Here is a 14,078-nt window from a genome sequence, read left to right on the forward strand (position 1 = left end):
TCACTGAGCCAGCGGAGGTAATTCCGATAACGGCCAGCGCGGACGTACAGTAATCCCTAAATCGCTGTCAAAGCCGCCTTTAAAACGCACCATACCTGCATAGGCAATCATTGCCCCGTTGTCCGTACAAAATGCCGGGCGCGCATAGAACACTTCGCCTCCCCGCTGCTGCATCATCTCTGCCATCCGCGCACGTAACGTCTTATTGGCGCTGACGCCGCCGGCAATCACCAGTTTGCTGAATCCGGTCTGCTGCAACGCGCGTTTACATTTGATCATTAACGTATCCACTACCGCATCTTCAAAAGCCCGCGCGATATCTGCTCTGGTCTGTGCATCGTCATCATGTTTACGGATAGTATTAGCCGCAAAGGTTTTCAGGCCGGAAAAACTGAAATCCAGCCCCGGACGATCGGTCATCGGTCGAGGGAAAGTAAAACGCCCGGCTTCGCCTTCAGCTGCCATTCGGGATAATAAAGGACCGCCCGGGTAATCCAGCCCCAGTAATTTTGCAGTCTTATCAAATGCCTCACCGGCCGCGTCATCAATTGACTCCCCCAGCAGCTGGTACTCTCCGATACCAGTGACACTGATTAACTGGGTATGTCCCCCGGAAACCAGCAATGCCACAAACGGAAATTCCGGTGGGTTATCTTCCAGCATCGGTGCCAGTAAGTGCCCTTCCATATGGTGGACAGGAATTGCCGGCACCTGCCATGCAAGTGCCAGGGAACGCCCGATGGTTGCTCCGACCATCAAAGCACCGACCAGTCCCGGGCCAGCGGTATAGGCGACAGCATCAATATCTTTACCGCTTAATCCGGCCTCAGCCAGTGCTGCACGGATTAAAGGCACCGTTTTACGGACATGATCGCGCGATGCCAGCTCCGGCACAACACCACCGTAATCGGCATGTAAGCTGACCTGGCTATACAACTGGTTAGCCAGCAGACCGGATTCATCGTCATAAATTGCAATTCCGGTTTCATCGCAAGACGTTTCAATACCCAAAACTCGCATCACACTCACCTCTGATTTCGCCGCGGGAGTGTACCACAGCTAATAATTCTGGCCTACGCCGCAGGATTTCATTAAAAAGATTTTTTACCGGCCAAAGAATAGGCTATACTCCGCGGTCTGAAAAAAACCGGCAACCACAGCGCCGTTAAGCGCTTTGTTGGTTTGAAATTGTTCATGGTGCTTTACAAGCCAGCTACCGCTGGAGTAAAATACTGCACCATTTTGAAATAAGCTGGCGCTGCAGCCAGCTGCACAAATCGAATTTATCGAGGTGAGAGTTACATGCCGGTAATTAAAGTACGTGAAAACGAGCCTTTCGACGTAGCACTGCGTCGCTTCAAGCGTTCCTGTGAAAAAGCAGGCGTTCTGGCTGAAGTTCGTCGTCGTGAGTTTTATGAAAAACCAACGACCGAACGTAAGCGCGCTAAAGCGTCTGCTGTTAAGCGTCACGCCAAGAAACTGGCTCGCGAAAACGCACGCCGCACTCGTCTGTACTAATTTGTCCGGGAGCCCGCTCCCCCGCGTGTTAAACGCAGACTGAGTAAAGTGAAAGGCCGTGCTTTCCGAAAGGAAGCGCGGCTTGTTGTCGTTTATAAGCTAAAGATCCGGAGTCTATGGCTGGGAAAATACCGCGTATATTTATCAATGACTTGCTTGCACGCACGGACATCGTGGACCTTATTGATGCCCGCGTTAAGCTGAAAAAGCAAGGCAAGAATTATCACGCCTGTTGCCCTTTCCATAACGAAAAAACGCCGTCTTTTACTGTGAACGGTGACAAACAGTTTTACCACTGCTTCGGCTGTGGTGCCCATGGTAACGCTATCGATTTTCTGATGAACTTTGACCGTCTGGAGTTTGTCGAAACTATCGAAGAGCTGGCAACCATGAACGGGCTGGAAGTTCCCTACGAAAGCGGTAGCGGCGACACCCCGATGGAACGACATCAGCGCCAGAGCCTGTATCAGCTGATGGACGGACTGAACCAGTTTTATCAGACATCGTTAACACAACCACAGGCTGAACCGGCCCGGCAATATATTCACAGCCGCGGACTGAGTCAGCAGGTGACAGAAAACTTTGCCATTGGTTATGCCCCTCCCGGCTGGGACAACGTCCTCAAACGTTTTGGCAAAAATCAGGATGACAAACAGTCCCTGATTGATGCCGGTATGCTGGTAACCAATGACAACGGCCGGAGTTACGACCGTTTTCGCGACCGGGTCATGTTTCCTATCCGCGATAAACGCGGCAGAGTGATCGGGTTTGGTGGCCGGGTATTGGGTAACGATACCCCAAAATACCTGAACTCTCCTGAAACATCGATTTTTCATAAAGGACGTCAGTTATACGGACTTTATGAGGTGACCAGGGCCCACAACCAGCCAGCGAAACTGTTGGTGGTTGAAGGTTATATGGACGTTGTGGCACTGGCACAGTTTGGTATCGATTATGCGGTTGCCTCACTAGGCACCTCAACAACCAGTGAACATATCCAGCTGCTGTTCAGAAACACCGACACGGTTATTTGTTGTTATGACGGTGACAGAGCAGGACGCGATGCGGCATGGCGGGCACTGGAAACGGCCCTGCCCTATATTACCGATGGCCGTCAGTTACGTTTTATGTTCCTGCCGGACGGTGAAGACCCGGACACGCTGGTACGCAAAGAGGGCAAGCAAGCCTTTGAACAGCGGATGGAACAGGCCGTTCCCCTGTCAGACTTTATGTTTGATAACCTGCTGCCGCAGGTCGACCTGAGTACCCGTGACGGGAAAGCCCGTCTGAGTACTCTGGCACTGCCACTGATTAGCCAGATCCCGGGCGAAACACTGCGTATTTATTTACGCCAAGCTCTGGGCAACAAACTGGGGATCCTTGATGACCGCCAGCTGGAAAAATTACTGCCGGCGCGTGCTGACACCAGACCGGCTGTCGCATCACCGGTCATGAAAAAAACCACCATGCGTATTCTGGTGGCGTTATTACTGCAAAATCCGGCCCTGGCAGAAAAAGTGCCTTCTCTTGAAGGATTACAGGAAACAGGGATCGCCGGACTGCCGTTGTTTGCTGAACTGGTACAGTACTGTAAAGCGCACCCTGGTCTGACCACTGCCCAGTTACTGGAAAACTATCGCGATACAAAAATGGCTCAGTCCCTTGAAAGTCTGGCGATCTGGAACCACATGATAGTTGATGACGAAGCTGACGCGGTGTTCAGTGATTCGTTAGCCAGTATTTACGATTCTGCCCTGGAACAACGGCTTGAACAGCTGATTGCCAGGGATCGAACTCAGGGATTGAACAGTGAACAGCGGCGTGAGTTACAGTCACTACTGACCGCGCTGGCGAAAAAATAAGATTAAGGTGACCGGCGGCAGTACGGCCCGGTGACCCCAGGTTACAAATGTAAATCCTGACGAAAAATGCGCCAGTTTCTACAGAGAGTGCCGGGTTCCGGTATAATGAACCCCGAATGATGACAAAAAGATTACCCGCGGCTTAATTGCCGATTACTGAGGGCAGATGCCCATTGCTGCGATGAAGGCCGCAGCCACTGAAACGCCTTTACTGTTATTTGCCGGCTACCCCCGGCAAACACCAATCTCATTAACAGAAGTGTGGATACCGTCTTATGGAGCAAAACCCGCAGTCACAGCTGAAGCTACTTGTCACCCGTGGTAAGGAGCAAGGCTATCTGACCTATGCTGAGGTCAATGACCATCTGCCGGAAGATATTGTCGACTCCGATCAGATTGAAGACATCATTCAGATGATCAACGACATGGGTATTCAGGTCGTTGAAGAAGCGCCTGATGCCGATGATCTGATGCTGAATGAAAACAGTTCCGATACTGATGAAGATGCAGCAGAAGCCGCCGCGCAGGTGCTGTCCAGCGTGGAATCTGAAATTGGCCGGACCACTGATCCTGTCCGCATGTATATGCGTGAAATGGGGACGGTAGAACTGCTGACCCGTGAAGGCGAAATTGATATTGCCAAGCGCATTGAAGATGGTATCAACCAGGTTCAGTGCTCGGTCGCAGAATACCCCGAAGCCATCACTTATCTGCTGGAACAGTACGACAGAGTCGAAGCCGGAGAAGCACGTCTCTCCGATATCATTACCGGTTTTGTCGATCCGAATGCCGAAGAAGATATGGCACCGACAGCAACCCACGTCGGGTCTGAATTGTCTGAAGAAGATCGTGATGATGACGACGAAGATGACGACGAAGATGACGACAGTTCAGATGACGATAACTCTATCGATCCTGAACTGGCCCGTGAAAAATTTGCTGAATTACGCACCCAGTACGAAATCACCCGTACGGTGATTAAAAGTAAAAGTCGCAGTCATGCTGATGCGATTGCAGAAATCCAGAATCTTTCTGAAGTGTTTAAGCAATTCCGCTTAGTACCGAAACAGTTTGATTATCTGGTTAACAACATGCGCCAGATGATGGATCGTGTCCGTGGTCAGGAACGTGCCATTATGAGGCTGTGTGTTGAAATCTGCAAAATGCCGAAGAAAAACTTCATCACCCTGTTCACCGGCAACGAAACGAATAACAGCTGGTTTAAAGCAGCCCTGGCACTGAAAAAACCATGGTCTGAAAAACTGCAGGACGTCGAAGAAGATGTCGAACGCGGTCTGCATAAGCTGTCCATGGTGGAAGAAGAAACCGGACTGACCATCGAGCAGGTTAAAGATATCAACCGCCGTATGTCTATCGGTGAAGCAAAAGCCCGCCGTGCGAAGAAAGAGATGGTGGAAGCTAACCTTCGTCTGGTTATTTCGATTGCGAAAAAATACACCAACCGTGGTCTGCAGTTCCTGGATCTGATTCAGGAAGGTAACATCGGTCTGATGAAAGCCGTTGATAAGTTTGAATATCGTCGCGGTTACAAGTTCTCGACCTATGCAACCTGGTGGATCCGTCAGGCAATCACCCGTTCAATTGCAGACCAGGCCAGAACTATCCGTATTCCGGTGCATATGATCGAAACCATCAACAAACTGAACCGTATTTCGCGTCAGATGTTGCAGGAAATGGGGCGTGAGCCGTCACCGGAAGAACTGGCAGAGCGGATGCTGATGCCGGAAGATAAAATCCGTAAGGTGCTGAAAATCGCTAAAGAGCCGATCTCGATGGAAACACCGATCGGTGATGATGAAGATTCACATCTCGGCGACTTTATCGAAGATACCACTCTGGAACTGCCGCTGGATTCTGCGACTTCAGAAAGCCTGCGCTCAGCGACCCACGATGTCCTGGCCGGACTGACTGCCCGTGAAGCGAAAGTACTGCGGATGCGTTTTGGTATCGATATGAATACCGACCATACACTGGAAGAAGTCGGTAAACAGTTTGACGTGACCCGTGAACGTATCCGTCAGATTGAAGCCAAAGCCCTGCGTAAATTACGTCACCCGAGCCGCTCAGAAGTACTGCGCAGTTTCCTGGATGACTGACAAACGTCTGCGGTACGCTAAATAACAGAAGCCTCATCTTACGGATGAGGCTTTTTTTGGCTGTGTCCCGGAGCCCTTCGCTGCCATGCCCGTGGCTAAATCATCAGACCAGCTTTACCTCAACGCCGGCCGAGCGGAGCTGCCCGATCACTGCCGGGTCAGCCTGCTTCCCGGTAATAACAATATCAATATCTGCTGCGCGGCTGAACAGCATCCCTGCCCGCTGGCCGATTTTACTGCTGTCCACCAGCACGACCAGCTTGCCAACATAGTGTCGTACTTTCTGCTCACTCATCGCACTGAGCATATCCGTTTTATATAATCCGTCGCTGGTCAGGCCGACACCACTGGTAAACATCCAGTGACCGGCATACAGGTCAGCTTCGCTGCTCTGCGGAGCCAGAGTTATCGACTGCTGCTTATTATACTGGCCGCCAATAATTACCACCCGTTCATGTTCATGTTCTATCAGGTAATTGGCCAGTGGCAGATAGTTGGTGATCACCTGAATATCTTTACCGCACAGTTCACGGCCCAGCAAAAAGGCGGTCGAGCCGCAGTTAATCACCACGCTCTCTCCGGGCTGACACAGGGCCGCCGCCGCGGCAGTAATCCGTATTTTTTCGTCCAGATGACTGACCTGTTGAATATTCAGCGGGCTCCATAACTGACGAGATACATTCAGCACCTCGGCACCGTTACGCACTTTACGTAATTGCCCGTTATCATTCAGTTTATTGATATCACGCCGCGCAGTTGCCGGCGAAATATCAAAGGCAGCGATCAAATCGGCGACAGAAATTTGCCGCTGAGTATGTAACAACTCAAGGATGGCATGGTGCCGCTGGGACTCAGTCATGGACATTCCGTTACAAGATAAAACATCAGCAGTGGATTATAGGCGCACAGTCTGATTATTAATATCATTTTACTGCAGAAGTGCGCACCATAAATCGCCCTGTGGTTTTACAGGAAGGCTTTAAAAGGCAGGTCAGGCTCAAGGGTAAAACAGTCATCGAAACCACGGGGATAGTGATACTCAAGGTTATCCTTATCTGTCGGCCAGGTAAACTTACCACCGACCTGCCAGATAAAAGGTTTAAAATGGTACTGAAGCCGGTGTCGTCTCATTTCCCACAGGCTGAGTATTTCCTTAGGGTCCGCCTGGAAATTTGACCAGATATCATGGTGTACCGGAATCACAACCTGTGCCTTAAGGGACTCCGCCATACGTAATATATCGACACTGGTCATTTTATCCGTCACACCACGCGGATTTTCACCGAAGGAGCCCAGCGCAACATCAATCGGGAAGCGGTTACCGTGACTGGCATAATAATTTGAATAGTGAGAATCGCCACTGTGGTACAGCGTCCCCGCCGGCGTTTCAAACAGATAATTAACCGCCCGCTGATCCATCCCTGCCGGTAATACCCCGGCAGCTGCCTGTCCTTCCGGTAGGGTAATCAGTGCGGTACGATCGAAAGCATCCAGCACAATAATCCGTGTATCTCTGAGGGTAATAATATCGCCCGGCACCACTGCATGGCATCGTTCACGCGGCACCCCCCAGCCAGTCCAGATATCAACGCAGGACTGCGGTCCGATAAAGGGCACATCCTCTGCACAATTCTGCATTACCGCTGCCGCAACATTAACGTCAATATGATCGTTATGGTCATGGGTGGCTAATACGGCATCCAGCTGCCGGATAGCAAAGGGATCCATAACAAAAGGCGTCGTCCGCAGGTTAGGTTGCAGGGCTAACCCGCCGCCCATCCGCTGCATCTGATGACCGGCTTTCATCAGAGGATTACTGTGTGTCTGTTTACCGGTCCCGCACCAGAAATCAACACACAGATTAGTACCTGCGTCTGATTTCAGCCATATCCCGGTACACCCCAGCCACCAGATGGCAAAAGTGCCGCTGACAACCTCTGTCTGTTCTATTTCCTCATTCAGCCAGCATCCCCACTCCGGGAAGGTGCTAAGTAGCCAGGATTCACGGCTGATTGATGTTATTTTACTCATCGTATTCTCTCCATCCTTTGACGACAACAATCAAAATAATCATAAACAATCACAGGGAGTTCAAATTACCACCGTTCACCTGTCTTCTCAATATGAAAAAATCGCTTTTTATACTCTCCGTCACGCTGAAATTAACTGCATATATAACAATAACTTTTAAATAAATGCAGACGAAAAAACAACAATATACAGTGCATTCATATAATTAAATAATATCCAGTGAAGAGGATCACAAATAATCAAAATCAATCTTTTTGTGACGTTTTATGATTGTTATGGTGAAGGCTCCCTGAGTAAGCCGTTCGGGATAATAAAACTCAGGCAACCGTATCGGCACGGTTTGCCCGTCAGTATTCGCGCTCTGTAAGCAATGCTTTGGAGATCCGTATGGAAACGCTTTATACCCTGTTCACTATTTTTTTTAACCAGGTGATGACCAATCCGCCACTACTGCTGGGCCTGGTCACCTTACTGGGCTATTTACTGCTGCGTAAAAGCGCCACGGTAATCATTAAAGGTACACTGAAAACAATTATCGGTTTTATGTTATTGCAGGCGGGCTCAGGCATTCTGACCAGTACCTTTAAGCCGGTTGTCAGTAAACTGTCAGAGGTCTATCAGATTAACGGTGCAATATCAGACACCTATGCATCAATGATGACAGTAATAGACCGAATGGATACCGCCTACAGCTGGGTCGGTTATGCGGTTTTACTGGCGCTGGCGCTCAATATTTTATATGTACTACTGAAACGGCTGACGGGTATCAGAACTATCATGCTGTCAGGACATATTATGTTCCAGCAGGTCGGATTGATTGCCGTATTCTTTTATCTTTCCGGTTACAGCATGTGGACCACCGTTATCTGTAGTGCGGTACTGACTTCCCTCTACTGGGGGATCACCGCCAATATGATGTACCTCCCGACCCAGTCTGTGACCGACAATAGCGGATTTTCCATTGGCCACCAGCAGCAGTTTGCCTCATGGATTGCCTGCAAACTGGCCCCCTATTTGGGTAAAAAACAGGACAGTGTCGAGAAGCTTTCTCTGCCCGGCTGGCTGAATATTTTCCATGACAACATCGTGTCAACCGCCATTGTGATGACACTGTTTTTTGGCGCGATCCTGCTCTCTTTCGGCTTAACCACCCTGCAGGCTATGGCGGGCAGCACCCACTGGACCCTTTATATCCTGCAGACCGGACTCATGTTTGCCGTCGCGATCTTTATCATTGTGCAGGGCGTGCGCATGTTTGTCGCCGAGCTCACCGAAGCCTTTAACGGTATCTCACAGCGCCTGATTCCGGGGGCGGTGTTAGCCATCGATTGTGCTGCTATCTACAGCTTTGCGCCTAACGCAGTGGTGTGGGGTTTTATGTGGGGCACCATCGGCCAGCTGATTGCCGTCGGTATTCTGGTGCTGCTGCAGTCTCCTATCATGATTATCCCCGGGTTTATTCCGATGTTCTTTTCAAATGCCACTATTGGCGTATTTGCTAACCACTATGGGGGCTGGCGGGCGGCACTTAAAATTTGCCTGGTGATGGGAATGATAGAAATCTTTGGTTGTGTCTGGGCGATAAAACTGACCGGGCTGGATGCCTGGATGGGTATGGCTGACTGGTCAATTCTGGCGCCACCGTTAATGCAGGGATTGAGTTCCGGGCTCTGGTTTATGGGCGTGGTACTGATTATCGCTGCCTTATATATGTACTTTTCCGGCCGAAGCCTGCGTGCTGAAGAACGTGCCGCAGGCCGATAGCCATCAAAACCCTCACCACAGGAGAACACTTATATGACAGTAAGAATTCTGGCAGTGTGCGGTTGCGGACAGGGAAGCTCAATGATCATGAAGATGAAAGTTGATCAGTTTCTCACGCTTCAGCAGGTAGACCATAGCGTAAACAGCTGTGCTGTCGGTGAATATAAATCAGAGCTCAGTCAGGCAGATATTATTCTTGCCTCTACGCATATTGCCGGTGAAATCAGTGTCAGCGGTAATAAACATGTTATCGGGGTACGCAATATGCTGTCTGCCGAAGATTTCGGCCCCAAACTGATGGCTGTTATTCGTCAGTACTTTCCTGACGACCTCTCAGGAGCAACTGCTGATGAAGCTAAGTGATTCCCTGCGGGATAATAACAGTATCCGCCTGCAGGCCGAGGCCGAAGACTGGCAACAGGCCATCAGGATTGGCACCGATCTGCTGGTGGATGCAGGGGTGGTCGGATCAGAATATTTCCCGGCGATCCTCGCGGCAGTCAGCAAGTACGGCCCCTATTTCCTGCTTGCTCCCGGCCTGGCAATGCCCCATGCCCGTCCCGAGGAGGGCGTATTGCGGACCGGGTTTGCCTTAGTCACCCTGAAAAACCCGGTCTGCTTTGGCGACGAGGATAACGATCCGATCGATATCCTGATCACCCTGGCGGCCGTTGATGCCCACACTCATCAGCAGGTCGGAATACTTCAGGTCGTACAGCTATTCGACGATCCTGATAATTTTCAGCGTTTACGTGACTGCCGCCATCCGCAGCAGGTACTTGACCTGATTCATCAAACTTCAGTTACCCGCGAGCCATAAGGAGTACCGGCCATGGAATGTCAACGACCTCTGCTGCAAATCGCACTGGATAATTTAACCCTCGATCAGGCATTTGCCACCACCCGGCTGATTGCCAGTGAAGTCGATATTATCGAAATTGGTACCATTTTGTGTGTCAGTGAAGGTATACGTGCAGTACGGGAAATAAAAGCACTCTATCCCGGCCATATCGTGCTGGCCGATGCCAAAATTGCCGATGCCGGAAAAATACTCGCAGAAATGTGTTTTCAGGCCAGTGCAGACTGGATCACTGTCATTTGCTGCGCTGATATCAATACGGTGAAAGGTGCTCTGCAGGTGGCACAACAGTATAACGGTGATGTCCAGATAGAACTCACCGGCAGCTGGCAAATATCTCAGGCCTCTGGCTGGTACGATGCCGGTATCCGCCAGCTGGTATACCACCGCAGTCGTGATGCTCAGGCAGCAGGCGTAAACTGGAGCGATCAGGACCTGGCTATCCTGCAACAACTCTGTGATATGGGCTTTAAACTCACCATCACAGGCGGACTGGAGGCTGACGACCTGCCCCTGTTCAGGCATCTGCCGATCCATGCATTTATTGCCGGACGCAGTATCCGTGATGCCAGTGATCCTGTCGCCGCTGCCCGGCGGTTCCGGCAGCAAATTCATCAGCTCTGGGGCTAAGGAGCCAGTATGTCACCGTCAGAAAAAGTGCTGCTCGGTATTTACGAAAAAGCCCTGCCGCCCGATGAAAACTGGCCGCAACGCCTCGGACTTGCCGCAGAACTGGGATTTGATTTTGTCGAAATGTCGATAGATGAAACTGACCAGCGACTGGCCCGCCTCTACTGGAGTGATAAGCAGCGTCTGGCACTGACAGAGGCGGTACTGACCAGCGGTATCCGTGTCTCTTCCCTCTGTCTCAGTGCCCACCGGCGTTTTCCTCTGGGCAGCGAAGACGACAGCATCCGGCGTCAGGCACTACAGATTATGCAGCAAGCCATCCGGCTGGCACAGGATACCGGAATACGGGTTATCCAGCTGGCCGGCTACGATGAGTACTACCAGCAAAGTAATGCCTGTACCCGTCAGCGATTCCGTGACGGTCTGTCACTGGCGATGGAAATGGCCAGCAGAGCACAGGTTACCCTGGCGATGGAAATTATGGATACCGGTCTGATGAATTCGGTCAGCAAAGCCCTCGGTTATAGCCATTATTTGAATAACCCCTGGTTCCAGCTATACCCTGATATCGGCAATTTATCGGCCTGGGATAATGATGTCGAGCTGGAGCTGACGGCTGCGACTGGCCACATTGTGGGTGTACATGTGAAAGACACCCGCCGCGGGGAATTTAAAAACGTTCCGTTCGGCCAGGGTATCGTGGATTTCGAACAATGCTTTCGCACCCTGCACACTAATGGTTATCGCGGCCCCTATCTGATCGAAATGTGGAGCGGCAGCGGAGAAAACCCGTGCCAGCAGGTGTCTGCCGCCCGCTGCCAGGTACTGGAAAAAATGCGCCTGGCGGGCTTGCCGACCGGAGGATAAACCGATGCTGACACAATTAAAGCAACAAGTCTGTGAAGCCAATCTGCAACTGCCGGCCCATCAACTGGTGACCTTCAGTTGGGGCAATGTCAGTGCCATCGACCGGCAAAGTGGTCTGATGGTGATAAAACCCAGCGGAGTTGCCTATGAAAAACTGCGTCCGGAAGATATGGTGGTGGTTGAGCCCGACGGCTATTATCATGGTCCTTTGCGCCCGTCTTCAGACACAGCAACTCATCTGGTGCTCTACCGGCAATACCCGGAACTGGGGGGGATTGTCCATACCCATTCAACCTACGCCACTGCATGGGCACAGGCGATGCGTCCGGTGCCGGTATTAGGTACCACCCACGCAGATTATTTTTATGGTGAAATTCCCTGTACCCGTCAGTTGAAAGCAGAAGAAGTCAGCCATGACTATGAACGTAATACGGGTGAAGTGATCATCCATACCCTGCAGGATCGTCCGCCGATGCAGGTACCGGCAGTTATCGTTGCCCAGCATGGTCCTTTTTGCTGGGGATCGGATGCTGCAGAAGCGGTACATAATGCAGTCGTCCTTGAAGAAGTTGCCAGACTGGCATGGCTCAGTTGTCAGCTGAAGCCACAACCTGAAGTTATCCCCCCCTATCTGCAGGATAAACACTTCAAGCGTAAACATGGTAAACATGCTTACTACGGACAGGGGTGAGTTTCTGACCTGCGGGGCCCTGTCCGGCGTCCGGGACAGGGCCTCTTCCGCCCTGACGGCTATATAACCCGTTCTGCTTCACCTGCCCGCCAGTAAAAATTTCACAATATTATGTGAAAAATAAAATCCATCATAAAAATAAAAAATACATTTATATTCATAATATTATATTTAAATTGTCGTCATAACCTGTTTTTCATTTTTGTGATTCAGCAACTTTTATTGTGAAATTGTTATCCGTAAACTATTTCCATGACATAAACAATAACCAGAGAGTAGCGAATCATGGCGATGGGATTAACTGCGAATGAACGCCGGGATTTTATCTATCGTTATGCCCATGAAAATCAGATCGCACTCTATGAGGAGCTGGCATCACTGCTGAATGTCTCCCATATGACTATCCGCCGTGATGTACAACTGATGGAACAGGAAGGGAAAGTCCGGCGGGTTAACGGGGGAATTCGCCTCAGTGTCTTACTGCATCAGGAACTGCCTTATCAGGACAAGTCCTGTCTGAATCACCGGCTCAAAAAAGAGCTGGGTAAATGTTCAGTCACTCGGATTTCTGAGGGAAGTATTATTTACCTCGATGCAGGGACGACCACTTTCGAAATTGCCTGCTGTATTCCGCCTGATTTTCGTCTGACTGTCGTCACTAATGACTTTTCGATCAGCCAGCTGCTGATGTCGAATCCGGCCACAGACCTCTACCATGTCGGCGGCAGAGTCGATAAACGTAACCTTTCCTGTGTCGGTTTCAGCGCTGCCAGCTTTATTAAAACACTGAATATTGACCTGGCCTTTCTCAGCGCCAGTTCATGGGATCTGACCCACGGTATATCGACGCCCTATGAAGAGAAAGCCGTAGCAAAACAGACCGTTATTTCTGTCTCAAATAAAAATATCCTCGTCTCTGACAGCAGTAAATATGGAAAGTACGGTTTTTACACTGTCTGTCCCCTAACGGCTCTGGATGAAATTATTACGGATTCGGTTTCCGGTGAATGTAAACAAAGTCTGCTGGATATCCGCTCACCGAAAATCACCTTTATCGATATATTCCGGGATAAAAGAAGTTATGAAAGACGAAAATAAACTACGCGAAGAAATATGTCTCACCGGTGAACGATTATTTAGCCGGGGTTATACGGTCGGCTCTTCCGGTAATATCAGTGCATGCCTTGATGATGGCTGGTTAATTACACCGACCGATGCCTGTCTGGGCACTCTGGACCCGGCCGATATTGCCAAAGTCAGCTCCGACGGAGAATGGCTGACGGGTAACAAACCTTCCAAGACCCTGTTATTACATAAAGGTGTATATCAGCATAATCCTGCTAGCCGCAGCGTACTGCATACCCACTCAAACGCACTGGTATTACTGACACTGCAGGGCGTCTGGTCTGCGGAAGCGATCCTGCCGCCCATCACCCCCTATCAGGTGATGAAAGTCGGAAAAATACCGTTGATTGACTACCGGTATCCCGGCTCACCGGAAGTGGCGACAATCGTGGCCGGGCTGGCTGCAACAGTGAAAGGGGTTATGCTGGCAAGACTCGGCCCGGTGATCTGGGGGAACAGTGTTTCTCAGGCCTGCGATATCCTGGAAGAATTAGAGGAAACCGCCCGGCTATGGGTCGCCACCCGACGCCAGGCCGATCCTCTGCCACCGCAGGCAATTCAGGAACTGACCGAAAAATTTGCATGTCACTGGTAATTCACCGCTTATTGCCGGA

The 14,078-nt window shown here is 50.5% G+C and carries 14 protein-coding genes; 11 read left to right on the top strand and 3 right to left on the bottom strand.

The genetic code is table 11. The features are described from left to right. Complete coding sequence (gene tsaD, locus JK211_RS10105) at positions 1-1,020, bottom strand: tRNA (adenosine(37)-N6)-threonylcarbamoyltransferase complex transferase subunit TsaD (RefSeq protein ID WP_212708552.1); 1,020 nt, start codon at positions 1,018-1,020, stop codon at positions 1-3. Between the two features lie 282 nt (positions 1,021-1,302). Here tsaD and rpsU point away from each other — a divergent pair, with 282 nt between their 5' ends. The 3 genes from rpsU to rpoD all read left to right on the top strand — a co-directional run bounded on the left by rpsU (position 1,303) and on the right by rpoD (position 5,497). After that, positions 1,303-1,518, top strand: coding sequence for a 30S ribosomal protein S21 (gene rpsU / locus JK211_RS10110; RefSeq protein ID WP_001144069.1), 216 nt, complete (start codon positions 1,303-1,305; stop codon positions 1,516-1,518). Between the two features lie 116 nt (positions 1,519-1,634). Next, positions 1,635-3,380 (top strand): DNA primase, encoded by a 1,746-nt coding sequence (gene dnaG, locus JK211_RS10115; RefSeq protein ID WP_212708553.1) that lies wholly within the window; start codon positions 1,635-1,637, stop codon positions 3,378-3,380. 275 nt (positions 3,381-3,655) lie between these two features. Then, positions 3,656-5,497 carry an RNA polymerase sigma factor RpoD gene (gene rpoD / locus JK211_RS10120; RefSeq protein ID WP_212708554.1) on the top strand — a complete coding sequence of 614 codons (1,842 nt, stop codon included), beginning with the start codon at positions 3,656-3,658 and terminating at the stop codon, positions 5,495-5,497. A 103-nt stretch (positions 5,498-5,600) separates the two neighbouring features. Here rpoD and ulaR read toward each other — a convergent pair whose 3' ends face one another. Both ulaR and ulaG read right to left on the bottom strand, forming a co-directional pair. After that, positions 5,601-6,356 (bottom strand): HTH-type transcriptional regulator UlaR, encoded by a 756-nt coding sequence (gene ulaR / locus JK211_RS10125; RefSeq protein ID WP_212708555.1) that lies wholly within the window; start codon positions 6,354-6,356, stop codon positions 5,601-5,603. A 107-nt stretch (positions 6,357-6,463) separates the two neighbouring features. Beyond that, on the bottom strand, positions 6,464-7,528 hold the full coding sequence (ulaG, locus tag JK211_RS10130; protein ID WP_212708556.1) for an L-ascorbate 6-phosphate lactonase: 1,065 nt from the start codon (positions 7,526-7,528) through the stop codon (positions 6,464-6,466). A gap of 387 nt (positions 7,529-7,915) precedes the next feature. On the opposite strand from ulaG, the gene ulaA reads away from it, so the two are divergent. From ulaA to JK211_RS10170, 8 genes are all read left to right on the top strand, one after another. Next, positions 7,916-9,292 (top strand): PTS ascorbate transporter subunit IIC, encoded by a 1,377-nt coding sequence (gene ulaA, locus JK211_RS10135; protein WP_212708557.1) that lies wholly within the window; start codon positions 7,916-7,918, stop codon positions 9,290-9,292. Positions 9,293-9,325: 33 nt separating this feature from the next. Next, positions 9,326-9,655 carry a PTS ascorbate transporter subunit IIB gene (gene ulaB / locus JK211_RS10140; protein ID WP_212708558.1) on the top strand — a complete coding sequence of 110 codons (330 nt, stop codon included), beginning with the start codon at positions 9,326-9,328 and terminating at the stop codon, positions 9,653-9,655. Beyond that, positions 9,642-10,112, top strand: coding sequence for a PTS ascorbate transporter subunit IIA (gene ulaC, locus JK211_RS10145; protein WP_212708559.1), 471 nt, complete (start codon positions 9,642-9,644; stop codon positions 10,110-10,112). Before ulaB ends, ulaC begins: the two co-directional genes overlap by 14 nt. 12 nt (positions 10,113-10,124) lie before the next feature. Continuing rightward, positions 10,125-10,781 (top strand): 3-keto-L-gulonate-6-phosphate decarboxylase UlaD, encoded by a 657-nt coding sequence (locus JK211_RS10150; protein ID WP_212708560.1) that lies wholly within the window; start codon positions 10,125-10,127, stop codon positions 10,779-10,781. A 9-nt stretch (positions 10,782-10,790) separates the two neighbouring features. Beyond that, positions 10,791-11,648 carry an L-ribulose-5-phosphate 3-epimerase gene (locus tag JK211_RS10155; RefSeq protein WP_212708561.1) on the top strand — a complete coding sequence of 286 codons (858 nt, stop codon included), beginning with the start codon at positions 10,791-10,793 and terminating at the stop codon, positions 11,646-11,648. Positions 11,649-11,655: 7 nt separating this feature from the next. Continuing rightward, positions 11,656-12,339: an L-ribulose-5-phosphate 4-epimerase gene (locus JK211_RS10160; protein ID WP_212708584.1), complete on the top strand. Its 684-nt coding sequence runs from the start codon at positions 11,656-11,658 to the stop codon at positions 12,337-12,339. 285 nt (positions 12,340-12,624) lie between these two features. Beyond that, the gene (locus JK211_RS10165) at positions 12,625-13,437 is read left to right on the top strand and encodes a DeoR/GlpR family DNA-binding transcription regulator (protein WP_249213778.1); all 813 of its coding nucleotides are present in this window, start codon (positions 12,625-12,627) and stop codon (positions 13,435-13,437) included. Further along, positions 13,421-14,059 carry an aldolase gene (locus tag JK211_RS10170; RefSeq protein ID WP_212708562.1) on the top strand — a complete coding sequence of 213 codons (639 nt, stop codon included), beginning with the start codon at positions 13,421-13,423 and terminating at the stop codon, positions 14,057-14,059. Before JK211_RS10165 ends, JK211_RS10170 begins: the two co-directional genes overlap by 17 nt. The last annotated feature ends 19 nt before the right edge of the window (positions 14,060-14,078 follow it).

Origin of the sequence: Tatumella sp. JGM130 (genome assembly GCF_018257525.1) — a bacterium.
GTDB classification, from domain to species: Bacteria; Pseudomonadota; Gammaproteobacteria; order Enterobacterales; family Enterobacteriaceae; genus Tatumella; species Tatumella punctata.